The 24,996-nt window shown below is 46.8% G+C and carries 17 protein-coding genes; 6 read left to right on the top strand and 11 right to left on the bottom strand.

Going from position 1 to position 24,996, the window contains the following annotated elements; all coding sequences use genetic code 11:
* Positions 1–26 precede the first annotated feature (26 nt).
* Together R7F64_RS19210 and R7F64_RS19215 are read right to left on the bottom strand one after the other, a co-directional pair.
* The gene (locus tag R7F64_RS19210) at positions 27–1,103 is read right to left on the bottom strand and encodes a replication initiation protein (RefSeq protein ID WP_054577229.1); all 1,077 of its coding nucleotides are present in this window, start codon (positions 1,101–1,103) and stop codon (positions 27–29) included.
* Between the two features lie 89 nt (positions 1,104–1,192).
* A complete protein-coding gene (locus tag R7F64_RS19215) occupies positions 1,193–2,110 on the bottom strand; it encodes a hypothetical protein (protein WP_318072000.1) in 918 nt (305 codons plus the stop codon).
* Between the two features lie 549 nt (positions 2,111–2,659).
* On the opposite strand from R7F64_RS19215, the gene R7F64_RS19220 reads away from it, so the two are divergent.
* Entirely contained in the window at positions 2,660–3,013 is a 354-nt protein-coding gene (locus tag R7F64_RS19220) for a hypothetical protein (protein ID WP_158174268.1), read from the top strand.
* 91 nt (positions 3,014–3,104) lie between these two features.
* Here the strand turns inward: R7F64_RS19220 and R7F64_RS19225 are convergent, their stop codons facing one another.
* Entirely contained in the window at positions 3,105–4,058 is a 954-nt protein-coding gene (locus R7F64_RS19225; protein ID WP_064369749.1) for a hypothetical protein, read from the bottom strand.
* 13 nt (positions 4,059–4,071) lie between these two features.
* Positions 4,072–5,745 carry a portal protein gene (locus R7F64_RS19230; protein WP_318072001.1) on the bottom strand — a complete coding sequence of 558 codons (1,674 nt, stop codon included), beginning with the start codon at positions 5,743–5,745 and terminating at the stop codon, positions 4,072–4,074.
* Between the two features lie 381 nt (positions 5,746–6,126).
* Between R7F64_RS19230 and R7F64_RS19235 the strand changes: the two genes are divergently transcribed.
* From R7F64_RS19235 to R7F64_RS19255, 5 genes are all read left to right on the top strand, one after another.
* A complete protein-coding gene (locus tag R7F64_RS19235; RefSeq protein WP_318072002.1) occupies positions 6,127–12,846 on the top strand; it encodes an SNF2-related protein in 6,720 nt (2,239 codons plus the stop codon).
* Positions 12,847–12,901: 55 nt separating this feature from the next.
* A complete protein-coding gene (locus tag R7F64_RS19240) occupies positions 12,902–13,327 on the top strand; it encodes a hypothetical protein (protein WP_054579116.1) in 426 nt (141 codons plus the stop codon).
* A gap of 572 nt (positions 13,328–13,899) precedes the next feature.
* Positions 13,900–14,139 carry a hypothetical protein gene (locus tag R7F64_RS19245; RefSeq protein ID WP_017634062.1) on the top strand — a complete coding sequence of 80 codons (240 nt, stop codon included), beginning with the start codon at positions 13,900–13,902 and terminating at the stop codon, positions 14,137–14,139.
* 3 nt (positions 14,140–14,142) lie between these two features.
* Positions 14,143–14,916 carry a ParA family protein gene (locus R7F64_RS19250; protein ID WP_140203112.1) on the top strand — a complete coding sequence of 258 codons (774 nt, stop codon included), beginning with the start codon at positions 14,143–14,145 and terminating at the stop codon, positions 14,914–14,916.
* The gene (locus R7F64_RS19255; protein WP_140203111.1) at positions 14,913–15,830 is read left to right on the top strand and encodes a ParB/RepB/Spo0J family partition protein; all 918 of its coding nucleotides are present in this window, start codon (positions 14,913–14,915) and stop codon (positions 15,828–15,830) included. Before R7F64_RS19250 ends, R7F64_RS19255 begins: the two co-directional genes overlap by 4 nt.
* Positions 15,831–15,851: 21 nt before the next feature.
* Here the strand turns inward: R7F64_RS19255 and R7F64_RS19260 are convergent, their stop codons facing one another.
* The 7 genes from R7F64_RS19260 to R7F64_RS19290 form a co-directional block, all read right to left on the bottom strand.
* Positions 15,852–16,184 carry a hypothetical protein gene (locus R7F64_RS19260; RefSeq protein ID WP_140203110.1) on the bottom strand — a complete coding sequence of 111 codons (333 nt, stop codon included), beginning with the start codon at positions 16,182–16,184 and terminating at the stop codon, positions 15,852–15,854.
* 92 nt (positions 16,185–16,276) lie between these two features.
* Complete coding sequence (locus tag R7F64_RS19265) at positions 16,277–17,722, bottom strand: hypothetical protein (RefSeq protein WP_140203109.1); 1,446 nt, start codon at positions 17,720–17,722, stop codon at positions 16,277–16,279.
* Positions 17,723–17,957: 235 nt separating this feature from the next.
* Positions 17,958–18,641, bottom strand: a complete 684-nt coding sequence (locus R7F64_RS19270) for a hypothetical protein (protein ID WP_140203108.1) — start codon at positions 18,639–18,641, stop codon at positions 17,958–17,960.
* A gap of 68 nt (positions 18,642–18,709) precedes the next feature.
* A complete protein-coding gene (locus R7F64_RS19275) occupies positions 18,710–23,503 on the bottom strand; it encodes a hypothetical protein (RefSeq protein ID WP_318072003.1) in 4,794 nt (1,597 codons plus the stop codon).
* Positions 23,500–24,126: a hypothetical protein gene (locus R7F64_RS19280; protein ID WP_213967943.1), complete on the bottom strand. Its 627-nt coding sequence runs from the start codon at positions 24,124–24,126 to the stop codon at positions 23,500–23,502. The genes R7F64_RS19275 and R7F64_RS19280 overlap by 4 nt, the downstream gene beginning before the upstream one ends.
* Positions 24,119–24,532 (bottom strand): hypothetical protein, encoded by a 414-nt coding sequence (locus R7F64_RS19285; RefSeq protein ID WP_069497785.1) that lies wholly within the window; start codon positions 24,530–24,532, stop codon positions 24,119–24,121. Before R7F64_RS19285 ends, R7F64_RS19280 begins: the two co-directional genes overlap by 8 nt.
* Positions 24,529–24,852 carry a hypothetical protein gene (locus R7F64_RS19290; protein WP_140051868.1) on the bottom strand — a complete coding sequence of 108 codons (324 nt, stop codon included), beginning with the start codon at positions 24,850–24,852 and terminating at the stop codon, positions 24,529–24,531. Before R7F64_RS19290 ends, R7F64_RS19285 begins: the two co-directional genes overlap by 4 nt.
* Between the last annotated feature and the right edge of the window lie 144 nt (positions 24,853–24,996).

Consider the following 24,996-nt stretch of genomic DNA (forward strand, 5'->3'; position numbering starts at 1 on the left):
GCCCTTGACCTAAAACTTGTTAGCTATCAGTAATCGTGTGTATCGGTTAGTTCTGAAAGGGTATCTATCTTTTCCATTAACGACTCTAATTCATGCATTCCATCATCATGCTTTTGTTGCTCTTTTTCTGAGTGTCGCTTTGACAAGCTAGCTTCAACTTTAAGAGCGTGGTCTTCTTTACCCACATAGCGGTACGCGATGGCAAGTGATTCTAGTTCAGACTCGGTGAGTCTGACTTGGTTTTGAAGCCTTTTCAATTCAAGTTGTCTAATTGTCTTAAGAGCATCGTGTTGATTTAACTCATCAATTGAACCTAGTTTAACCCACCGGAAGAGAAACTTGATTCCAGTAATGGTTCTACCTTTCTTTACAACCTCAAACCCCTTATCACCTTGGCTACTTTCTAAAAATAAAAGTTCTTTGCTAATCTGAGGGTGTTCAGAAAGTTCTTTAATACTTTCCCTGATACAACGTTTCATAAATACGCTGTTGTTTTTGAAGGAACTTTTATCTTTCTTCAGCTTCCCTGATTCGTCCAAAAGCCCAAATATTCCTTTCAGTTCACTAAGCTTTTGCGCATGCATTTCAAAGCCCTTGTCTTTGAAGCGACTAAGCAGTTCGTACAAGCGCTTAGAATACTCCTTTTTTACCTCAAAGAAATTGCGAGTATTAATCAGAGCAAACCCTTGATTATATTCAATATACTCAGGTTTGAGCATATCGTTAGGAACCATCGTAAGTATGCCGTGTTTATAAGCGATATGTTTAAAAAGAGGTCTATAGTCGAATTCAATATCACCTTTCGGGGTTTCCACCTTTATCCCGATTTTTCGACTAGCTAGGCGGTTCGCTACTGGACTTAAGTTGCTACCGATATGTTTAGACTCAACACCTAACCACTCTGATAATTGATGTGAAGTAAACTCATAGTGTGGTGTTTTCTGCTCCCAATCACTTGGTTTCATATGTGCAATCATCAACGCAAACATATCTGCTTCCCTAGCGGATAGATCTTGACGACTAAAGACCAGTTGATGGCCTTTTTTGATATGTTTCGGGAGGTTATCGCTTACCGCAGGGTAGAAATATTCTTCATCACTCATGCAAATGCACATCCATAAATAACAAGATTTAGGTAATTATGACACATTTTAGGTCACGCATGTATAGAAATACTCACATCAAGCAGTGATTACAGATACCTGACTTGTACTCGCCCGACTGCGTCACGATAGTATTCAACTAAGCCTTGAGACTCTTTCTCGGAAATGGTGTTCATGTACTCTGCTAACATGGTGGCTGTATCACGAACCTTGTTCACGCTAGCTTTCACGGCGCTTGCAGCCTTGTTGTGCCAGCTAGCAATCACAAACTTAAGGTATGACACGAACTTAGGCGCTAAAGGCTGTTGGTGCTTGTTGTACAGCTTGATAACACGACGAGCTCCACTAGCTGATAGGCGGCCTTGCTTAGCTGCTAGTTGAAGTTGTTTTACTTCGTCAGCGTCACGTTTGAAGATCTTCAAAAACCAAGAATCAGACGGGACACCGTTATTAATTTTATTTTTACTCTCTGTAGAGAGATCTTTTGTATTTATAGTGCCATTTTTGTTTTTGTCTGATTGCTCGCAAGCCTTGTCAGCACTGGCCTCAAGAGGTTTTTCCACAGAAGCCCCCCCTGAGTGCCGTTTTTGTCTATTAAAACGCTTTTGTGCAGCTTGTAGCGCGTACTTGTATGCGCCAGCGAACATTTCTTGGATGGCGTCTACGCATAGAGTGATGTGACGTAGATTCTGACCTGTTGCATTGTTTGGCTTCTGTTCTCGGACAATTAAGTTCAAGTCTTCTGCTGTTTTCAGTTGTTTTTTGAGAGTGTCAAAAGTGGTTGGACGACAATCATAGCGATCGCAGTTCTCGTTGTATACCTGTACCAATCGAGTAGTTGATGCAAAGCAGGTATGGCCATGCTTAAGAATATGGCTTGAGATAGTTTCTAGTAGGCAAGCAAGTTTACGTTGTGCCGACGGTTTATTGGTTTTGATATTGGAGGCTTGGGTTCTGAATCCTGACTTCCAGTAGCAAGGATGCAGTAAAAGCGGTGTGTTTTGCATAAAATTTGATCAAAAGAAAGGCGTAAAAATTTGCCACCGATCTCTTTGAACGTTATACTTACACCTGCTTTAGTGTGGTGTAATTTGTGTTAACGTTCGCTGAGATTGATGCTCAATCTAAACTGTTAAACTAATTACTAACCATTTGAGGCATTAGTCGCCAACTAAATGTCTCGCCTGATTAGGCTTCGGTCTAATTCATTACGGCATAATGACTTTCCTTAAGTTCGTTTGTCGTGACGCTTTAAGTTTGCCGCTTAAAGCTCGATTTCAGTAAGAAAGCCCGCTCGCCAAAGCGGGCTTTTTTATTTTCTGTTGCCCGAAATCGAATCACTTTCTCTCTATCACGGTATCGCCATGATCTAATTACAGAAAAACTCCCCTATTATTGATCGTAAATGGTTGATCAAATAAATCCCTATATTAAAGCGATTCCGAACAAGAGGTGTTACCATCTGGCGCTAGAGTTTACCAAAAATTTTATCTATTTAAACTCCTTTTGGATATGATAATATTCCGAACACGCTGAATTTTGTGGATAACTCTGTGATGAAATTTACTCCCCCACCAAGTGCTGAACAGCAATTAGAAACTCAAGTTAACCAATTAAAACAACAATTTAAGCGCCGTCAGTTCCCGAAAAAGAACGCACCAGCGCTACCGTTGGATTTGTTAGTAACAATCTCAGGTTGCACCTTTGGTTTGCATAGCCAAAAAGACGGTAGACTCGTTCTAAAGGCCGATAAGGCGATTAACTTTGATAAGGGTGTCAATGTGTTGCGCTCAGTGTCGTATATTGCTGGCGCGCGAGATAGCGTATCTATCGCTGGTTGGGACTGGCGACCAATGCACTTCAAGAAAGATAAACTCTACTTGCGTCCTGTCGCGCCTAGTGATTTATAAAATTCCGAATTGGCCACCAGAATTTTCGATTTAATTGAGTGTTTCTTGTACTTGATTACTAATCGCTGGTGGCGCTTTTTAATTGATCAACTTATTGGAATTTTCGTGATGAAGATCCGAAGTTGACGAATTGCTGTTTAATTTGAGGCGCAACACTCACTTTTTGCTCTACTGGAACGTAGCTATTTGTCGGTAAAGTTGCCATTTTTCGGGAACCTAGCGACTCAAACATGGCTCGCACCACTTGATGATCTTCCTTGGTGGCCATGTTGGCGATCGCTTTGCGCTGCGCATCGGTTACATAGATAGGTAAAGAGTCCACAACATCAAGCAGCATCGAGGTTGCCTTAGCGTTTTGCTCTACCTTTTCACGCAACTCTGCATTCACGCTTTCTAGGTACATAAGCTGGTTAGTAAGATCACCGACTAGCTCAACATTGGTCTGTTGAGTCATGTTCGCGTAGATATTACGCGCGGATTCCTCATCAAAACCTTGTTCCTGTAGCGATTCGAGGATCATTTGCTTGCTGTTCGCACTTTCCATCATCATGGCCGGATGGTCTAGGCTGATATAGTTCGGCTGCAACACGTAGTCCATACCGTGATATGAAGTCGTGATCGATGCCTCGCGTGTATCTTGGCCACCAGTCGCCCAACTCCAACCACCAGCACGGCTATTGTGCAAACCTAAAGCGATACGGCCTGTATCGGTATCTAAAAACTCTTGAGTGTGTTCAACAATACCGTCATCTGAACAGGTGATAGAGACTGTGCGGTTAGATGGCACGTTTTCTACCACAACCGGACGACCATTAATCATGATCACCTCAGTTTCACCGATTGAGAGCTTATTAGCGCGTTGGCGGGATTGATGGCCATAGTAACCATACGCTTCGCCTAGTCGTAGTAGCTCTTGAGTTCGTGGGCTGTTGATCATCGCTTGCACGGCTTTGATGATGTAATTGCGCTTGTTGGCGCTAAGCTTGCGACCGTCATTGAATAGGCTGAAACGGTCGGATACTTGTTTAAGTGCTTTTGCTGTCACTTTCTTTTCTCCATTAATGGCTTTGGATTTCGGTTAGTAGGTCGAGAACTACGTCTCTAACGAATCGTTCTGCTTCGCTTTGGTCAGTCATGCCAATGGATTCCATCATTTTGTCGTTCTTGGCCACTTGAGCCGCGAGCTCGGAAATGACTTCATTGGCCAGCTCGGAATCGAGGCCAACAACGGACGTGTAAAGATGGTTTTTGAGTTTCGGAGACTTGCCGATTGGGGATTGCTCGATAAGGTCAAGCACCGTAGTCAGCATGGTTGCGTAGTTCGCTTGCGACTCCATTGCTGCCGACTTCTCTTGCTCGATAGCAGTGTTGAGAGAGTTAAATCGGATCTCGAATGGCATATCGTTGTCATTCCACACCTTGCCGTCTCGGTAGATGGTGTGAATGTCGATAGCGCGCTTAACGAACGCGACCACGGCTGCGCGGATTTGGTTGGCGCGTAGTGCAGATTGAATCGATGTGCGGAAGAAGCCGCCCTCGCCTAGTCCACCAGAAAGAAGATCACCAAACCCAAGCATGGATGGGTCTACGCCAAGCGTTCCGGCTAAGCGTTTAAGGTGAAACATAATGTCTTCGATGTGGGAGATATTCGGGTCAGTGGTAAAGGTATCGATCTGCAAGCCACCTTTAGCGCCGCCCATAAATGGCAATAGCGTGTTGATGACGGTTGGAATGAAACCTAGCTTGCGGGAACGGTCTACCACCTCTTGACGGTCTTGCTTCATCTGGTCAGCGACCATGTTGATGTATTCCGCAGCTCCGGCCGCATCTAAGCCGTCAGTGTTTACCGCTACCATGCGATCGATAAGTGAAGCATTCACACGACTTGCGCCGAGCGCTGCAATGGACTGGCGAAGCATCGACCAAGCCTCAAAACAGGTCAGAAGAATGGATGTGCCATAGTTCTGCGTCTCGATTGGCATGCGTGAATACGCATCGTCATAAAGTGAGTAGCGCTGGCCAGTGTAGTTAACTGGCGGCATATCCATATCTGGTCGCCAGATTGGCATCTTTAGTGGGATGAGCGCCCAAGGCTCGGCAAGGCGTACCTGTTCGCCGTTCGCTCGGGTTTGTAGATATTCCGCAGTAAATCCCGCTAGCTCGCCCGAACGTTCGTACTCACGAATTTGGTTTGGCAACGTGTAGTAGTTGGCCTCAAAGTGAGTAATACCCACGCCCTCTTTCGTGTATGGGCGAACATAGTTAACCCCATAAACCAGCGTTGAATACGTCCAGTTCATCAGGTTTTCGTTGATTGGAGTTAGCAGCTCTCGGTTAAGACGGCCTACGTACTCGGCGTACTTCTCATCGGTTGGATGAAGATACACAGCCATGCCATTGTCGTTTGATACCGAAAGAGCGTGACCAAGGTGCAGATTGAGCGCGGCATCAATCGTGCTGTCCTCGGCCATTTCCTTGAGTATCGGATATAGCATGAAGCGATCTTTCGGCAGCTTGTGCAGAAAAAAGCGGTCTGAGCTTTTTCGACCGTCATTGGTCAGAGCGCCGTTGCTTTCATCTAATTGGTGTTCGCGATCGTGGAATGGCGATCCCGTGTATCCAGCGCCAGATTCAAAACTTATCCCACTCTCTTTATCGTCATTCTCGTTAAAGAAAGGGAACGCTTGTTTTAAAGCTGCCGCTAGCCCAATTGATGCCTTGTTTTGCGACATGTGCGACCTCGGTAATTTGAGGCGCTTTTTACAGGGATGGGGATGATCTTGGATGATAGCGCATCGCGTCAATGTGACCAATACGCTAATAAATCATTGATTTTCTATGCGTTAATTTTTTTTAGTCAAAGTTCAATTGCTTGCCTTTGAATCTTGGTTACTCACCAAAAACACTAATTTTTATTCTTGATGATAATAACCGTGTTCGGAATAATTCTCTCGTCCCTAAAAATCTACTTCCTTAGATATTTTAGATTATTCATTAACTTAAATTGATATTGATAGTGGCGTTTTTTTGGGATGGGGAATAGGAAAGGAAAAAGTCGGGCGAAAGCTCGACTTTTTTTTTGGCTTTTATCCAAAGAATAAAAGGCACGTTCAATGAACACTGATTTAACCCGCAGTATTGAACAGGCGACAACAATCGATGAACTGGTACGCCAGTTTGAAGCCTTGCTCGCTGTCGATATTAGCGACACTCCAAAAGGCCACCAGCGCCTTAAGGCTAACCAACTAGCCAAAGATATTCTCGCCAAGTACAACGGCGACTACTCCAACGTTTCACCCGAAGATAAAGCAGCTCTGCGCGACTACACAGGTTTTGGCGGTATCGGTGGCTCCACCAACGAATACTACACGCCCAAATGGCTGGCGAGCGCGACTTGGGATGCAGTTCGCTCCTATGGCTTTACTGGCGGTAGCGTACTTGAACCAAGTTCGGGCGTGGGCGTATTTAGCGAAACCAAACCTAAAGGCACCCTGACTACATCCGTAGAAATGGATCAGACCTCAGCGGCCATCAACCAAATTCTTCACCCCGAAGACCATGTAATCCAATCGGCATTCGAAGCGGTAGCAACTAATCCTGGCATTGGCGACTTTGACCTAGTGATCGGCAACCCGCCTTATGGTGTTCGAGACGCTAGCGCGATGAAAGACAAAGCGTACAAAGACATTAAGTACGCTGATCAGTATTTCGTTTCTCGTTCTATCGATAAAGCGAAAGCTGGTGGCTTGATTGCCCTAGTGCTGCCAACTCGTATTTGTGATGCAAAAAACCTTGAGAAGTGGCGTACACAACTCGCGCTTAAAGCGGAGTTTTTGGGCGCGCACCGACTACCAACGGGCACGTTCTCTGATACGGGCGTAGTGACTGACCTTGTTATCTGGCGAAAATACAGCGACCAAGCGAAAGCACTGATTGATAGTGCCGACCGCGACACGCTGATTGAATCTAACGTACTTTGGGACACTTGGCTCAAAGGTAAGTGGTTCGAGCGCGAGGGTAAGAAATTCATCAACGGCGAACAGACTGTTGAGGGCGTAGGTAAGTTTGCGCGCAAAGTCGTGAAGCGTGGCAACCGTTCTAACGATGATATTAAAGAGTCGTTAATGCGCCGCTTTGACAGTCGCATTGATTGGATGTTACTCGATGAAGCGGTTAGCGAGCCAGTGAGCGCGAAATACTCCGATGGAGACACGATTTTCCGCAATGGCCAGCAGTACGAAATGATTGATGGCGAATGGGAGCTATCTGAAAGCAATGCGAAAACAGGCGTTATCAGTAAGGCGACCTATGGCGTAGATAACACCGATGAGATCGGTTCTATCACCTACTCTACTGAATCGATGCTTAAGCTATCGGCCAGCCAAGCGCTCAAGCTTTTCGAAGATTACGGTTACTTGTGTCATGACGACTTTAAAGCCCTAATGCGCGAGATTGCCAAGCTGCCAAAAGCAAGCCAAGAACACGCTTACAAAGGCATTCTACTTGGCATGAAAGTTCAAACACTTGCAACGCTGGTTGCTGGTGGCCGAACCACAGCCAATAGCGACTTGGCCAACATGGCAATGGGCGCGGAGGACTTCCAGACCGAACAATATCGCGTGAAGTTAAGCGGCGAAGTGTTAGAGCTGAACGCATTAATGGGCGGCTCTAAGGTATCGAAGAAAGCGCTAAGCAACTTAAGCGAGAAGTACGTCTCTGCATGGAATTACTACCACTCATCGATCGATTCTAAGGGCAAACTGTCTGACCTACTCAAAGGCGACCTTAAGCGTGAGCTGACCGTTCAATACAGTTCGTCTCGCATTGGTGACGTGTTCCATCTATGTGACCGTGAACTAGGCATAACCACACTGACACTGCATGACGTTCGCACGTATTACACCGCAAGCGGTATCGATGCGATGAGCGATGAGCAGTTGCTTGATTACCTAGCGAACATGGATGAGGTAGCCGTAAACCCTGACGGCACGGTGACGGCATTCCATAAAGCGACAACTGGCCTAGTCGGTAAGCGCATGGATCAGCTGACCGCACAATTAGTATCGACCACCAGCGATACCGTGAAAGCTAACATCATGCGCCAAATTCAAGCCATCGAATCTAAGCGAAACAAGATCTCGATTGCCGATGTGAAGATGAAGCTTACCGATAAGTGGATTCCTAAAAACATCATGCTTGAGTTCCTGCATGACCGTGGCTACACAGAATTTATCTTGGGCGACTTTACCGAGGATAAGGACGGCTTTGAGGATTTCGTACAAAGCGAATCCGGCCAATACCTTACTGGCTACCGTTGGCGTGATGGCGAATGGATTGATGGCCTAACTCGTAATGGCGTGAAAGGTAAAGCAGCGAACAGCGATGAGCGATTTGAGCGTCAAATTGAATCGTACATCAACTATGGTGCGGTTCGTGGCGGTAGTAAGAACGAAGATAAATCACTTATCCGTGAACAAATGCGCCGCCTCGATGATGAGTTTTCTACATGGATTGCATCATCTGACCATTCAGAATACTTGGAACAGGTTTACAACAATACGTTTAACGGTTGGATTAAGCCGGAGTTTGATGACTCACCACTAACGCTAAATGGCGTATCTGGTGCGATTGAGTTCCTACCTTACCAAAACTCAACGATTCGCCGTCACAGTGCAGACGGTAACGGCATTATTGCCTTTGGTACTGGCTTGGGTAAAACGCTCACTGGCCTTGGCCTCGTGCAGCATAACCTAGAAACCAAACGCGCCAACCGTGTGGCCATCGTTGTTCCTAAATCCGTGTTAGAGAACTGGTTCTATGAGTCCGACCTGTTCTTTGGTGAAAGCAATCTATCTGACAAGGTATTTATCGGCCTTGAAGTTCACAAAGACGATGACGGAAAAATCATTCGGGAACCGGTATTAGATGAAACGGGCGAACCGAAGTTAGACAAGAAAGGCGATCCTATCTTGCGCGCCAAACTGACCGTAGACACAAACGGCAAGCGCGTAGCAGAGCAGCTCCACCAGCTTACACAGTCAAACGCTCGCATCGTGGTAATGACAAAAGACGTGTACAACCGCATTCCATTGAAGCCGGACACGATTTCGGCCAATGTGCTTGAAATGCGCGATGCTGGTTTAATTGCTGGTTCAAGCAAGCTAGTTAAGGAAGCGGAAAGCCACACAGATCAAGCGAAGAACGCGCGCTTTGAAGCGAAATATGCTGACGATGGTACGGCCAAAAACGAAGAACTACCGTACTTTGAGGACTTGCTATTCGATTCGGTTATGGTCGATGAGGCGCATGATTTCCGCAACTCGTACAAGGGCGGCTCATACCGAAACAATCTGGCATTCTTGCCTAGCCAAGCGCAAGCCGATCGCGCTATCGATATGCAGCTTAAGAACAACGTCATTAAGGCTCGCAATGACGGTCGAGGTGTTTACTTCCTAACAGCTACGCCAACCGTAAACAGCCCTGTTGATATGTTCAATATGCTGTCCCACATCATTCCGGCAGACACGTTTGCCAAGATGGGGATCTTTGACAGCGACGACTTTATCCGCATGTTTGGTAAGACTGGCGAAGCGCTGGTTACTAAGATTTCGGGCGAAGTTGAACAGCGTGAAGCCCTACTTGGATTCCAAAACCTAGACGCACTTCGAAACATCGTTAACCGCTACATGACGATCGAGGATGCTAAATCCGTTGGTGCCAACGTTCACATTCCTGACCTGATTAGCCAGCAAAGCGTTGTCCAAATGAATAGCGAACAGGAAGCGCTATATGAGGAACTACGCCAGCGCGCTGACGCAATCAGTAATCCAGACAAAGACGAAAACCAAGAGATTGTCGAGCAATACCCTAACGACACGGTTTTCGGCCTAATCCGTAAAATGGACAAGGTAAGTACAGACCTTGATTTGTACTATGAGCGTGTTACCTACCGATTCGCCAAGGACAGCAAGAAAGAGGTAGAGGCGGCAGTAGCTAAGCTACCAAATACCGTCACGGTCGCTTTTGAGGATGTGGCACCAGACGGCACGGTTAAGTTAAGCAAAATCCAAGTTAAGGTTGATAAGAGCGTTAAGGTCGAGGGCGATCACTGCGTGGTTCAGCTCCACCAGCAACTTGATGACCGATTCACAAACATTTGTGACAAGGCCAAGTTGAAATTTACGCACCCTGTCTCCCCTAAGTACGCCAAGTTCCTTGAGAGCGCCCGCGAGATTTATCTGGCTGGCGGTAAGCAGCTTGTCTTTACCGAAGAAAAAACACAGCACAAGAAAGTCGCGCGAATCATTGCGGATTTTGTTGGTTGTAAGCTGTCTGAAATCGGTATTTTGAACAGCGATACCGTTGCGGGTAAGAAAGGCTCTAAAGCGACTGAGGACGATGAGGAAGCGGGTTTGGAAGCAATGGCCAATGCTTACAACACCTCGAAATACAAGTTCATGATCCTCAATAAAAAAGGCGAAGTCGGCATCAACTTGCATCATGGCACAACCGATATTCACCACTTAACGCTACCTTGGACTCCAATGAGTATCACACAGCGTAATGGCCGTGGCGCGCGTGTTGGCTCTAAACAAAACAGCGTGAACGTTCACTACTACACGTCGAAAGGCTCATTCGATGATTTCCGCTTGGCCACAATCCAACGCAAAGCCACTTGGATTGAGACAATGTTCAAAGGTGATGAAAAGTACATTGCGAACGCCGATGCAGACGCAGCCGACGAAACTGCAATCATGCTGGCAGCGAATCCAGAAGAAGCGAAAGCCCGTATCGAAGCGGCTAAGCGTCAAGCTGAGCGCAAGCGCAAATTAGAGGAACGCCGACTAGCAAGTATTAACGTTAGCAAGTACATCAAAGCCACCCAAATGCTTGCTTTGGATGTGAGTGCGGTTGAGGGCGAGCTGGCCGAACTACGCGAGAAGTTAGAGCCACTACGCAAAGAGGTGGAAGAAGATCGCCTACGTGCAGAGGGCGAGAAGCGCGGCAGTTGGCAGCACAAAAACTACCAACGCACCAAAGGCAGACTGTTTGCGCTAGAAAGCCAAATTAAAACCTATGAGGCAGCGATCAAAAACCGCGACAAAGCGAGCGATACCATCAAGAAATTGAAACCAGCAATGGAGCTGGCCATCAATGACGGTGTGTTAAAGGATTACCCTGACTTCCTAACTCATCCAGAGTTGTACATTGTTCGCAATGGCGTGATTGTGCGTAATGGTTACACCTACAAAGCCGAAGTTAAGAGCCGTTCTTGGAGCGCCGAGTACGATTCGAAAGCAACAATCATGATCACCAACTTCGACCGTAAATCTGGCACGGTGGACGGCTTTATTACTGAAATGGACGGCGAACCAGCGTCACGCAACTATGTCGATCTACCTGTTGAGCGCATTATTGAAATTGCGCCAGTGAATCAGGATAGAGCTGCGCTAGAAGCAAAAGCGCTCCAAGGTGTACCACTAAGTGAAGTCGCTCATACGTTTGACCGTGAGACGTTCTTTGAATTGGTCGCAGAAAAGAAAATGAAAGCCTACGGTAACAGCCGCCGCTGTTTGGTGCGCAATGCTGACGGCTCATTCTCTACCCCGTGGGGATTGGATGTTGAACCAGACCAAACGCTGATTTATCCAGATGCGAGCGATAAAGCGATCGTGAAAGCCCTACTCGACCAAGTAACCAAGCAATTGGAAGATAAAGGTCGCGTGATGCTGGAACACGACATTCTAAGTTTCTTTATCGGTAGCGATTGGGACAAACAGGCGATGGAAAACGGCAACCAAGTGAGCGAACAGGAAGTTGTTGAACTGGTGACACTTGAGATCAAAGCATTCGAGGAAAAATACCCTGAGCTTTATCAAGAAGCGCTACTGAAAGCGGAGACGACTTACAAAACGTCTATCACTTTCCTTAAAGAGCTAGATAACCATCTAAGCAATTTGAAATGGACAGGTTACACCAACGCACACGAAGCGCGCCGCCTATCGGCTAGTGAGTTCACTCGTTACACCGATATTCTGACCGAACGCTCTAGCGAATACCGCACAGAGCTGGAAGATAAGCTATTCGCTGACTTCACTAAGCTGGTGGCTAACGACCCTGACCGTGCGAAACGTCTATCACAGATCGCGTACTGGATGACGCAATACAAACCAACGACCGATACTCACCTACTGAAAAAGGTCGATGCGATTTACGGCGAAAACTCACAAGAAACCATGCTTAAGGTATGTGCTGACCTACACGCTATTGGCGAACGTGAGTTCCTATCCGGTGATGGCCTAATCTTCTCGGATGACTGGTCATTGAATCGCATGAAAGGTGCGTATGGTTCGCTATTCACTTACCGCAGCGCACAGCGTGAGGAATTTATCGAGAAGTACCTAAATGCGGATAAGCTGGAAAAGGCCGAGGTTAAAGTGACCGAAACGCAGAAAGTGAAAATCGATAATATCTCTGCCATTAACGTAGAGAGCATCGAGAAGTTTAGCGAACTAATGTCAGGCATTGGCATCGACGTTAAAATGGTGACTTCACCAATTAGTTGGAAGCCTAAGCGCGGTCGCAACCGAAAAGAGATTGTTGTAGAGCCATACGAGCGCATTGGTTTGATGGACAACAATGGCCTTAAAGGTTCGCTTAAAGTGATGTTCGCTGGTGACAAGGAAGCTAAGGCCGAGTACGGCGCTGACTTCGCATCAAACGCAAGCAGTGAATTTAATGGCGGCTGGTGGTTTATCTCTGCGAAAGCGGATTTGGAATTGCTAGCGAAATCGCTATTAACCATTCACAACACAATGGCCGAAGCTGCCTAACTCAAATTTTCGCATGCGAAAAGTTCTCGCATGCGAAAACTTTTTGGAGACAACAATGATTACCCAAGTGAAATTGCCTACCGTTGAAGATCTACAGCCCTTACTCGATGAGGCGCTAGAAACAGCGCAAAGCAAAGAAGCATTTATCCAAGCTCAAGTAGATGGCATTTACAAAACACTTAAAGCCAATCCGCTCATGTACCGTCACTATGGCGCTTATTGGTGGGCGGTTAAATCGCTCATGGCCAAGCATGGTTATGACCTTGGCAGCGATTCAGAAGTGATCACAGAGCAACACTTCAATTTCGAAGACCCTGCGATTTTGTTGTGTGCTGCGTGGGCGTACCAGCAAGAGCAAGTTGATAAAGGCTACTGGCAAGCGAACCTACATACCTACTACGTCGATGATGAAGAATTTGAATATTCTATCGAGGACGTAAATCTCGAAGCGTGGAGTGTTAACAGCAAATCGATGCGTTAAGTTTTCGCATGCGAAAACTTTTTCTCATATGCCCGTCATTTTTGGCGGGTATTTTTTTGCATGGAATTTGGTAAGAAGTTCTCGCATGCGAAAACTATACGGAATGGGATGTTTTAAAGTTCTCGCATGCGAAAACTTTTGAGATAGAAAAAATAAACCCCGCCACTGAACAAATGGCGGGGATTGCACGTTGAACAGATAAGCTTTGATGCAATCAATCCTACCCCTAATAGTTTTGTTGCCGCCTATCTGTAATTTAATGTATATGAAATAATTTTCATATACAACAGGTTTTCAATATTTTTTATTAAAAACAATGAATTATGCAACTAGGTGCTTTTCCCTTCTTATGCCTGTTGACGCTGCTCTTTGTAACCTAGTTAAGTAATAGAATTGTCAAAAAGTTTTCGCATGCGAAAACACATGGAATCAATCTCACAATTTATCTAATGTTCTCGCATGCGAAAACTTGTGCAATCGGTTCTGTTTGTTACTTTTTTTTCTTGTGCTGTTGCTACTGGCAACGTATAGTGTGTGTCTGTTGCCAGTGACAACAATCGAGAGGCATTGATATGGCATCCAAGGAACGATGCGAAAGATTAAATCAATTAGTCCAAAAGGCAGGAAGTACCAGAAAAGCCAAGCAGCTCATTGATGGCGTTAAGGGTGTAAGCCCTTGCCACACTGCTATTTACAAAGCAATGCACGGCGGCGGTACAACTGATTACGTAGTTCAGTGCTATATCGAGGATCTTGAGGTAGCACTGAGCAAACCAAAACAGCAAACAAATTCCACCAGCAAAGGAAATTAATTAATGAGCATTATCATGGCGATTGCCAACCAAAAAGGCGGCGTTGGTAAAACAACTTGTACTTACAACTTTGGCATTAGCATCGCTAACCAAGGCAACAAATGTCTATTCCTGGACTTTGACCCACAAAACAACTTAGGCGGCTCAATCGCACCGGAAATGGTCGAGAATCCAGAGTACACATCTGCGAGCTGCCTACACAACGCTTACAACCTTTTTGAAAATCCAGTAAAGGCTAAACCTTTCGAAGTCAGCGAAAACGTACACGTTATTGGCGGCGATAAGCGCATGGGTAACATTACTCAATCACAAATCTTAAACGTGGCTGAGTCTATCGACCTTATCAAAGACGACTACGACTATATCTTTATCGACTGTCCACCAGCGGCGAACGCGCTACAGCATGCAGCGCTACTTGTGGCCAGTAAGCTACTTATCATTAGCCAAGCGCAAAAAATGTCGATCAAAGGCGTTAATGAGCTGGTTAAGACCTCGCGCCAAATCCGTCGAATGAACCCTGACTTGGAAGTATTAGGCATTGTCCTAAACCTTATCGAAGCCAACATTACAAACGACCAGCGCGAACAGGAAGCGGAACTTCGTAAAGAGTACGGCAACCTAGTTTTTGAAAACAAACTGATTAAAACAACGCGCGTAAGTGAAGCTCTAAACCAAGGCAAAGCACTGATTGAAACCAACCCTAAAGCGGCTGAGAAATTCGGCTTTACAGCGGTTTGTGAGGAACTTTGCAAGCGCATGGTAGAGGTGACAGCATGACCAAAAGCTTAAGAGATCGAATCAAGCTTAGCGACCTAGATAATCTCTTGGATGAATCAGCGGTAGAAATCCGCGATGCAGCGAAAGTGCTGGCTATCCCTAAAGACTCTTTGTATTCAGTTGAGCAAGTACGTGAAGAATTTAACGATGAGTCACTACTTGAATTGTGCGAAAGCCTAGAAGAAAACGGCCAAATTCAACCTGTCGTTGTTTACCCGTTCGATGGCAAGGGATACAAAATCCAAGAGGGTGAACGTCGTTGGCGCGCCGCTATGTTGAGCGACAAGCTGACTCACGTTGAATGTATTGTCCGTGAAAAGGGCGATATTTTTGGCCAGCTCATTGAAAACATCCAGCGTGAAGATTTAACGCCAATCGAATTAGGTAAGGCGTTTGACCAAGCTAAGAAAAAGCACAATCTGGATAACCGTGGCTTGGCTAAGCGCCTTGGCAAATCAGACGGCTACATTTCGAAATACCTAAATGTACTTAAAGCCCCTGACTTTGTTTTGGAAGCATTCCAAAAAGGGATTATTGGTGATGTGGAGTCCATCAACGAACTACGCAAAGCAACCATCGATAACTCTGATCGCGTTCGTGAAGCACTGGAAAGCGGCGAGAAGCTAACACGCCAAGATTGTGTAAAACTGCGCACTGGCGAGCTAGATAGCAAGGTGGAAGTTGCACCTCAACCTAGCAAACCAGAGAAAGCAGAAAAGACCGATAAGACACCAGTAAGCAAAAAGCCTACGGCAAACCAAAAGCCTACCAGCATTTGTGTGATGGTTAATGACCGTCATGGTTTGGTGTTCGCATCTGGTAAGCATAGCGACAAGCTAACGGTACTGTTTGATGATGGCGAACTTGAGCAAGTGCCAGTTGGTGAAGCTCAATTAGTTGGGTATCGTGTGTAAAGTTCTCGCATGCGAAAACTTTTAAAGCGGGTGGCTAATTAGCTGCCCGTTTTTCGTTAGGACGTAATACCCGCCGTCACGGTAGACACCAACCACATAGTGATCGAGCGGCACGTCTTGCCAGCCAAATAGCCCTAGTTCGTCATCGCAATAAGCGACGATATTCACCAGCTTTACCTTTTGGAGATGCAGTAGATAGATATTATCTAGCGCCCCTTTAAATGGTCTGTAGATATACTCGCCATCTTTCCTTAAAGCGGGGATCTCATTCCCTGCGACTGAATGGCCATCGGCAACGCCGTCTTCGTTTATGTCGATTAGCCCGTAGTGATAACGATGCCTGATAGTAAACATCCCCTACTCCCAAATGCAAAAACGCCAGATTTGACAATTAAATCTGGCGTTTTTGTGTCTATAAAGGTTGTATAGGCAATATATGCCAAGAACTATTTTATAGCATGCCTCGAAGCGTTTGCAAGTTCGTCCAGTTGCACACTAGACTCGAACATAAAGCCTGTTTGTACCCCCTCGTTTTCTAGCTCTTGATTTACACGCCCAAGAATATCAATAAGCGATGCACCGCCGCCGCCAAACATATCCCCGAGCGCTTGGCCTTGGTGAAGCAGCTCACTATTGATTGCCTCGGCCATTGCCTTGAATGCCAGTGTCATGCGTTTTGCGCTTCGGTTGTTAGCAGCAATGAATCTCGCCAGCGCATCGGCCTCGGGATCGTTGTCGCCAAACAAACCGGACTGAGCTAATAGCTCATCGATGTGCTGACCGGAATCTTTGGCCTGTCTTACTAGCTCGGTTGCTTGCACCAGTGAGTCAAGTGCTGACTTAGCGAGGTCAGGTTGTGAGGCGTTAATTTCCACGGCTTCTGCCAGCGTTCCAGACGTGTTTTTATGCACCTCTCCGCTAAGGTATTGCATCTCAACAAACGCGCTTGCTGCGCCGTTTAGCGCGCTCAAAATGTTGCGAATTTCGGGATCGGCTTCCTCGGCTACCAGCTTCACCAACTTCTCGTTTTTGTACGCCTTGGCAAACACGGCATTTTGCATGCGCTCAATCAGTTGCTTGGTTGGTCGGCCATCTTCGGTAAGTAGTCCGGCGGTTGAGTTATCCCCAATTTCAGTTAAGAAACCGTTTATAAATCCTTGGTTAGACTTGGCCAAAAGGTTGCCTGTTTCGCTCGGTTGGAAAAGGGCAATCATGCGGTCATCGATGCGCTCTGCGTCAACCCAAGCTGTCTCGGCTGCGCTCATTTGTTGCAAGTCAGAGAGGTTGGAATCTCGGGCAAACTTAGCACGGTTAACTTGGGTAACACGTTCTCGAACCAACACTGGCTCGCGCATGCTCTCAACTTTCTCCGGTGATAGGTCGAAGCGCTCCGCATTGTCGATTAGGAACTGGCGGTACTTATCAGCCTTACCCTCTCGATACGCCTTGATGATAGCGATGGTTCGACCGTTCCCCGACTCCACCACATTATCTGCACCGACAACCGGTGCGCCGTGGCTAGATAGTCCAGAATCGGTTAATTGTTGTGGACGCAAATCGTTGGCCATCTTTGAGATCTGCAATTTTGAGGATACGCGAGTACGGTCGCGCGGTTGCAGTTCTTGCGGGAAGTTCGGATTGATTCGACCGTCTAAGTCGTTCGATGGAATAAGGTCGCTGGCTTCCACGACTTTAAAGCCTGTTTCCACTTCGTCGCCTTTTGCTGTCACAACGTAGCTGGTGCGACCTAGCTTGGGTTTTGGATTGTCTGTTGCGTACAGTTGAACAATCTCGGCTAGGTCATTGATGTTTTTCGCCTCTTTGATTTCGGCGCTAATTGATGTGAGTTGGTTCAATTTGACCGCTCCGGTTGGAGTGGCGAGTTTTCGCATGCGAAAACTTTTGGGACAGGGAAAAGGATTAAAGGCTCTTAAGCAATGCGAAAAGCGCCTTGGCGTAGTTATGACGTTCGCTGGCTGCTAGTGCAAGGTTTAAAGATTGCTTGTAGTAATAGTCTGCTCGGATTTTAGTGAAAACATTCATCGTTTTTTCTCAAGTTCTCTGAAAAGTTTTCGCATGCGAAAATTATATCGAACGAGATTCTTTAAAGTTCTCGCATGCGAAAACTTAAGCGGCCAGTTTGTCAGGATTGTGCTCGAACCATTCAATCGCTTTTTGCTTGATGCTATCTAGCTCCAAGCCCTCTGAGTGAACGTCTCGCATTACATCAACAAACAACGATGGCTTGGCTGTATTAAACTCCCCCGCAAGGAATCTCGCAACCAGTTCGCTTTGTTCAACTGGACGTTCGCCATTGTCGCGCTCATTCTGCTCAATGTGCTTAGTGATGGTCTTGATAGCCTTGCTACGGTCAGCGCGCGACCAGCTACCAAACCCACCATTTTTCTTGGCTGAGCCCGCATCGTTTTTCCAGTAGTCCAAACCTCGCGCAATATGCCCTTTGTAGCCAAACTGGAAGTTTTCGCCATCCTTGTACACAACGTAGTTATCGCCCTTTTCAACCATTTGGTAGTTAGGGAAAAACGCCATTTCGTATTCGTACCAGTTAGGCAGAAGTAGCACTTCATTGAGCTTTTCAATCTTATCGGAGCGGCCTAACTTGGAAAATTCTTCTACCGATATTGGCTCATCCGAACTTGATACCGGTTCCTGCTCAACCTTTTGGTTAGCGCCTGTCAGTCTATTAAGAATTTCCACCAGCTCACGGTTCTTTTTGATGCGTTCACCAATCGATAGCTGGCCACTCTTAAGCTCTTTCAACAAACCCGCAGCATCGCGGTTGAGCATCATTTTTTCTCTTAAGCTTAACACTTGATTCTCTCCGGTTTAGGCCGCCGATGTGGCGGCCTTGGTTGTGATTAGATTTGCGCTTGGATCATGCTGGTGATGTTGCTTAGAGCGGCATCCATCAACGCTTCGTTCTCTGCTATTTGGTCGTTAGCTTCGAAGTGGGCGTAAGCCTGTTCTAGTGCGGTTTGGAACTCATCAACCAATTCCGGCGTAGGTTCACCAGTGAAATCTCGGATTTCCTTTAGTTTCTCTACATGTTCCATTTCTTCGTTATTGCCCTCTGTTTCAGATTGAGGCGCCTCACTACTTAGATTGAACGCTTTCACTAATAGCGCTTCCATTTCCGCTGTATCGTCAAATTCACCGATCAAGTCGTTGCCTTGGTATAACGCGAACTTGTACTCGCCATCTTTAGCGATCGGATAAATGTCAGCGTGGCTTTCATTTAACCATGAACGGGCGATTAGCGGAGCGTACACGTTCGCTGGCACTGAGCCATTTACTGATTGGATGTCTGCCGCAACACTTGGTTGTACCAATGCGCCTTTTTCGTTGTAGTAGGTATCCGCAGATTGCCAGTCCTTAATCGTCTCAAGTTGAGCTTTCGCTTTTTCGCTTAAGTCGGTCGCTAGAATGTCGAATAGAACGTCTAGGCTGTAAGTGAGTCCGTCCTCATCTTTCGCATTAATCGACTTCACTCGGCCTGTTGGGAAAGTCACTTCCTGCTTACCAAGTTTTAGCTCTAGGTTGGTAAAGGCTTCTAGCTGCTCAAGCGCTTTCGCTTCTTCTTCATCTAGGCTTTCACGGAATGAGGTAACGTCTAATACGTCATCCTTTGCCTGTTCGCCTTGCTGGTGCATTTCAGTTAGAGACGCGAGCTCTACCACTTTGCGCTCTTTACCAAAATCAAAGTCCACGGTTAGGCGGCCACCAAAGAAATTGCGATCGTGGTAATCGGTCATCGTGTCGCTGTTGTTGTAGTCGTATTGGCCTACATAAGCGTTAACGAACTCGATCAGCTGATCTACTGCTTCGGTATAACGGCTCATACCGTGTGGCGCTGGCGAGTTAGGGTTATCAATCTCGAACTGTAGATAAGCTGGATTGTAGAGCATGACGTTTCTTGGCAAGTCAGTCAGCGTTAGGTCTAGTGTGCCGTAGCGAGGCTTGCGTACTGAGATTTTAACGTCATTACTGATCTTGCCAGCTTTCTTAAGCTGAGCGATAAAGGCGCGGATTCGCTTAGCGATTTCACCCGTATCTCGAATGCCCTCGCTCTCATAGATTGAGCCAAATGAATATTGAGTTGGGTCTAGTGCGAGAAGTTGTTTTTCTTCCTCGGATGCACCCTTGCTCACTTCATCTGCTGTGTCAGATTCTACGGCGTTCTTAGCACCCAATAGCTCAAGCAGTTTGTTAGCACCGTCAACCGTTAGGTAGCTGCGAGAATTGGTGTTAGCGATAAAGCGTAGCTCTTTACCCTTGTTCGACTTCGCAGAGAAGAAACTGTAGCCAAATGTATTTTCCATTTGGTTCTCTTGTTCTTCGGTTAGCGCAATATCGTTAATCTTGCCGTCAGCGTCCACCTTAGCCAGTAGCTTGTCGGCGTTATCGCGTAGTGTTGGGCGCGAGTGAAGCGAACCCGAGCCGTTAATGGCCAGCGTTGAATACAATGATTCAAAGCCGTTGATTGTGGTGAACATAGCCGGACTGACAGGCTCAAGTGGTGCGCTGTATTCCGTCTCTGCAATTTGCTCAAGCGTTTTGCCGTCCTTAAGCATGTTAAAGATTGCAATAGTGCTTTCTTTCACTGCTTGGTCGTTTAGTTGAGTCGCTTTTTGCTGCGCTGCTGCGCCCTCTAGGCCAGTTTCTAGCACCTTGCCTGTGTACGTATCGATAACGCTAAAGTCAGCTTGGCCAGTAGTGCCTACTGGTGCGTAGCGCTTCTCGCGTGTCGCCTTGAATTGGCCTTTATGGTTCAAGTCAGGCAATGCAGCAAGGCTAGGGAAGCCACGGCTTTCGTATTCCGCTTCGATAGCTTTTGTGTACCACAATGGCATGACTGAGTTATGGATAGCGCGCGCCATCTGTTCATTGTCGATCTGCTCATCGTTATCCAAGAATCTAAAACCATGAATTGCCAGGATGTCTTGGTTGGTAACACTCGCCATTGCGTAGTGCTGAGCAAAGAGCTCATCTGAACTTAGTTCGGATAGGTCAGGGTAACTACCGTCATCGATCGCCTTAATGAAGCGCTCAACTTTTTGGTAGTCCTCGCCTTGGTCTGCCATTGCTGGAATGACGGTTTCACCTTTTGCCTTGGTGTAAGCTACGTCACCCTCATGGTAAACCGTAGTCGCGCTAAACGCTTTTTCTACGTCATCCAGTGCCAACGCTTCGCCGTTCTCAAACTTCTCGTATAGGTCGCCACGTAGCGCGCGTAGGTCGAACATTTTCGCCGTTGCACTAAAGAATCCGTCACGGTAGTTCAAGATAGCTTGCAGTAGGTCAGCACGTTTCGCACGGCGGTTAAATGGGATGCGATGAGCCGTTAGGAAATCAGTGATCTCTTTGCGGTTCTTAAATTGCGCTTCCAATGACGCTAGGGTTTCACCTTGTAGTGATTCCACTAGGTGCGCTTGTTCTGAAATGCGCTTAGCTTGGTCATCCACTTTCTCGCCACGTTTTAGCGTTTTACCAGTACCTAGCGTTAGGTCAGCCAGCATAACAAGACGTTTGCGATCGCTTGGGCTCACTGACTGCATATCCTTAAGTTTGGATAGGGCAGTTTCTTGGAAGCGCATGCGGCCTTGCGTGTGTTCTGCTTGGCGCTGTAATTCAGCATCGCTTTGAACCAGCATTAGGTCTTCGGCAATCTCTTGAATCATTTCCGGTGTCACAAGGTCAATCGATGCGCTCCATAGCTTGTACGCTTTTGGATTTTCCTTGCGGTTCTTCATTTCCGGCTGCTGGCGTAGCTGCTTAGCGAACGCTGCTTTGAAGCCCACTTGTTTTAGGGTATCGAGCGTAGACTGAGGAATTTCATCAACGCCTTTGTCCTCAACCCATTGGTCTAGCGCTTCGGCTGCGATGCGCTCCGCTTCCTCTAGGTCGCCCTCAACCATGCCAAATAGCGGCTCTAGGTCAAAGTTGCTTACTAGCTCTGGTGGCAGTTTTTGGTCATAAGCGATCGCGCCGTGGCGAATGCCATTACCAGCGTCAGCGAATTGCTCTTGAGCCGATTCTGGATCGAGGTACTTAACCACTTGATGTTGTGGCGGCGTTGTACCCAAGCCATAAGGGCGTAGACGTAGGCCATACCAGAATAGGTTAGCTGTGGTTTCGTCTTTGTCTTGGTCGTTCGCGTTTGGCTCGTCGTTCTCAATTGGTTGCGGTTCTTCGTTGCTGTCATCGGTATCTTGAAGCAACTTAGATTCACGGTCGTAGTCAGCCAGAATAAGCGATTTAGCCGCTTCCCAACCTTGTAGATCGTCGCCACCAGCAAGCGGTGAACCCTCGCCGTAAGTGACAGCCAAGGTTTGGTTATCGCGCGCGTGGATCATGTACTGGCCAAAGCTATCATCGTCGTTCGCGTCAGGCGATTCGAAGTAGACAAACGGCTCGCTATCTTCGCCTTTATCCATCTTCCAGCCCTTAGCAATGGTCTTGCGGCCAATAAGAGCCAATAGCCATTCTTTGCGCTCGATATTCGCTTTTCGCTCGCGTTCTTCGTCTGACAACTGAGGAAAATCGTTTTCAATTGAATCACGGATGTATTCTTTAGCCTCGGCAAGCTCTGATACCGTCATAGCGCCTTTATCGAGCTCATAAATCGCATCATTGATGTACGACTCTGAATACGTGCTAGGAACGTTTTGATTTGCTGCACCTGCAAACTCTAATGAGTCTTTAAACTCTTGGCTTAGCTGCTTAACAAAGGCATCGAGATCGCCATTGAAAGCGCGTTCAATGATGAAGTCGCGTTTCTCTTGCTTAGTCCATGAAGCGTCCCATTGCTCGATCACTTGAGACGGACTGCCACCAGCGTCCACATTGGTCGCTGCTGTATTTGCTGCTGGCTTGATAGCAGCAAGCTGTTTGCGTAGTTCTTCTTGGATTTCGTTTTGCGTAGCAATCTGAGTTTTTAGGCGTTTCTCTTTCTTGGCCAGCTCATCAAGTTTCTGTTCCAAGTCTGTTGTTTCTTCGCCTAGCTGAGCGGCTTGCTCATCGAGCTCTTGTGCCTTTTGTTGCGCTTCTTCCAATGCTTTCTTGTCAGCGTCTTTCTTCGCCTTAGCGGCGACAAACTTCTCGCTGTTGTTTTCAAGCAATTGCGCTAGCTTGTTGGTCACTTCCTTAAGGGATAAATCCATGTTGCCCTTTGGCGCGACTACGTGAGTAATGTCGCGTGAGTTCATTAGGAAGCGGAACGCAATTAGCGTGTCGTCTGGATTGATTTTTAGCGGATCGTTATCCGGCGCATGGAACGCAATAGAAATGCTCTGGCCATCCGAAAATGGGATTTTCACCATTTGGACAGCGACCGCACCAGATTTGCGCGGTTTACCCACTTCTACAGCTTCTACCGATAGCGTAGGCGTTTTACGTTCCAAGTGCTTACCAAATTGCTGAGCACGAAACTCAAGCTTTGACGCTTTCGATTTGAACGCCTCTAGCATCATTTGAGGCACTGGTTTGCACTGGTATAGGTAAGTGTTCTCCAAATCCTCAAGCGATAGTGCTTCTAGGATTTGGTCGGCGTTTTCACCTTGCAGTACCGCTTCGATTTGCTCCGGTGTTAGCGTTTTAGCTAGATGGTCGATGCGATCCACAATCTTGATTTGATTTTGACTGGTAAACATCATGCTTTGGCCGCCTCTAATTGCGCTTCAAGTTCCTTGGTTTCTTGCTTCTCTTGCTCTAATGCAGCTTCAAGATCGGCTACACGGCGTTGGTCTTCTTCCAATTTCGTGCGAACGCTGTCCCGAGCGGCTAGGGCGTTGGTGTAATTGGATTGTGCAACCTGCTCGGCTGCCTTGGCTTCTTCCAATCGCTTAGCAATAGAACGTGTGGCTGGTTGAATGTCTGAGGTGTCTTTAACGGCCTGTGCCGCTTTGCGAGCTACTTGCTTGTCAAACTTGCTTTGGTTGCGCTCCATTAGGCGAACCATTTCACGCGCAAGCTCGCGTTCGTTCTTCACGCTTGGGATAGGCTGTTTCGTGTTGTTCAGTGTCATTTGGTAAATGTCACCCTCATCACCAATAAACAGCGTCATGGACTGGCCATTATCAAAGAACAGTTTGGCGCGTTTTACTGTCTCGCCGTCTCGTCTCGTTTTCTTGTTCGAGGCTTCTACGTCTGTAACAGTCGCACCCGCTTGTTTTAACGCAGTGGTCAGACTCTTAAGGCCGCGTTCGGTCACGTTGTCAAAATCGACCACCACATAGTTGTGCGACTGGTCTAGTGCAAACTTGCTGTTGTTACGCAATTTCAAATTCCTCTGAATATGTCGTACAGGTAGGGAAGATTTTGTATAGCGGATTGATTAGGGAACAGGAGCGCTCAATCTTCACGTCCAGAATCCACTCGCCGTGTAGCTTTTCCCCTGCTTCACGTTCAAGCAATTTGCGGTCGAACGTTAGGTATTCGCTGTTATTTCCGGCGTGTGAAAAGTCGAGTTTACGTGTGCGAGTAATGACGGCTTTTGGTCGTTTCTTACTTCGCAACGAATAGGTTAATGTCCCATTCGTAATAGCTCGGTTAGATTGATAACCAAGAACGAATCGAATCACTTCGGGATCGTCCATCTGGTTTGCATGCAGTATTTTTACTGCGTTTCGTTTAAGCAAAAATCGGTCAGCAATGGCTAGGCCAATCACTGCAAATTCCATCATTTGCTTTGCCCTCCGGTATTAAAGAATCTCGCTAACGTGTGGCTAGCTAGTTTGCGGATAAAGTTAATTGAGTCTGCTCCGTTGTTTGACGCGATGAGGACAAGCGCGCTGGTGTAACCAGACTCCACACCCTCACTGTCACACAAGTAAGCGACTATCAAACCGACCACCAACGCCAGCGTTAGCTCGGTTAAAAAGTCAAGGAATCCACCAGCCAAACGTTGCTCGCGTATGCCTTGGAGATATGACCCAACACCACTGAGGACGGATAGAGCCAGAACGCTAATAGCAAAGCTCTCACCAACAACTGATACTGGCATTAAATCCCCCTTTTATATGTGTCTTGCAAAGTGTATTCGGAATGATGGCGATTGCTCAATAGACGGGCGTTACTTACTTTTTAAAGGCTATAAAATAGGGCTCGTTTAGGGGAAAAAGAGATTTATCAACGGTCTACATAAAGA

The sequence above is a fragment of the Vibrio sp. Vb1980 genome (assembly GCF_033338615.1).
GTDB lineage: Bacteria > Pseudomonadota > Gammaproteobacteria > Enterobacterales > Vibrionaceae > Vibrio > Vibrio alginolyticus.

Bases quoted from the DNA above. Each gene is read 5' to 3' on its own strand.
- R7F64_RS19210 (WP_054577229.1), bottom strand. From the start codon at position 1,103: ATGAGTGATGAAGAATATTTCTACCCTGCGGTAAGCGATAACCTCCCG.
- R7F64_RS19215 (WP_318072000.1), bottom strand. From the start codon at position 2,110: ATGCAAAACACACCGCTTTTACTGCATCCTTGCTACTGGAAGTCAGGA.
- R7F64_RS19220 (WP_158174268.1), top strand. From the start codon at position 2,660: ATGAAATTTACTCCCCCACCAAGTGCTGAACAGCAATTAGAAACTCAA.
- R7F64_RS19230 (WP_318072001.1), bottom strand. From the start codon at position 5,745: ATGTCGCAAAACAAGGCATCAATTGGGCTAGCGGCAGCTTTAAAACAA.
- R7F64_RS19235 (WP_318072002.1), top strand. From the start codon at position 6,127: ATGAACACTGATTTAACCCGCAGTATTGAACAGGCGACAACAATCGAT.
- R7F64_RS19240 (WP_054579116.1), top strand. From the start codon at position 12,902: ATGATTACCCAAGTGAAATTGCCTACCGTTGAAGATCTACAGCCCTTA.
- R7F64_RS19245 (WP_017634062.1), top strand. From the start codon at position 13,900: ATGGCATCCAAGGAACGATGCGAAAGATTAAATCAATTAGTCCAAAAG.
- R7F64_RS19250 (WP_140203112.1), top strand. From the start codon at position 14,143: ATGAGCATTATCATGGCGATTGCCAACCAAAAAGGCGGCGTTGGTAAA.
- R7F64_RS19255 (WP_140203111.1), top strand. From the start codon at position 14,913: ATGACCAAAAGCTTAAGAGATCGAATCAAGCTTAGCGACCTAGATAAT.
- R7F64_RS19260 (WP_140203110.1), bottom strand. From the start codon at position 16,184: ATGTTTACTATCAGGCATCGTTATCACTACGGGCTAATCGACATAAAC.
- R7F64_RS19265 (WP_140203109.1), bottom strand. From the start codon at position 17,722: ATGCGAAAACTCGCCACTCCAACCGGAGCGGTCAAATTGAACCAACTC.
- R7F64_RS19270 (WP_140203108.1), bottom strand. From the start codon at position 18,641: ATGATGCTCAACCGCGATGCTGCGGGTTTGTTGAAAGAGCTTAAGAGT.
- R7F64_RS19275 (WP_318072003.1), bottom strand. From the start codon at position 23,503: ATGATGTTTACCAGTCAAAATCAAATCAAGATTGTGGATCGCATCGAC.
- R7F64_RS19285 (WP_069497785.1), bottom strand. From the start codon at position 24,532: ATGATGGAATTTGCAGTGATTGGCCTAGCCATTGCTGACCGATTTTTG.
- R7F64_RS19290 (WP_140051868.1), bottom strand. From the start codon at position 24,852: ATGCCAGTATCAGTTGTTGGTGAGAGCTTTGCTATTAGCGTTCTGGCT.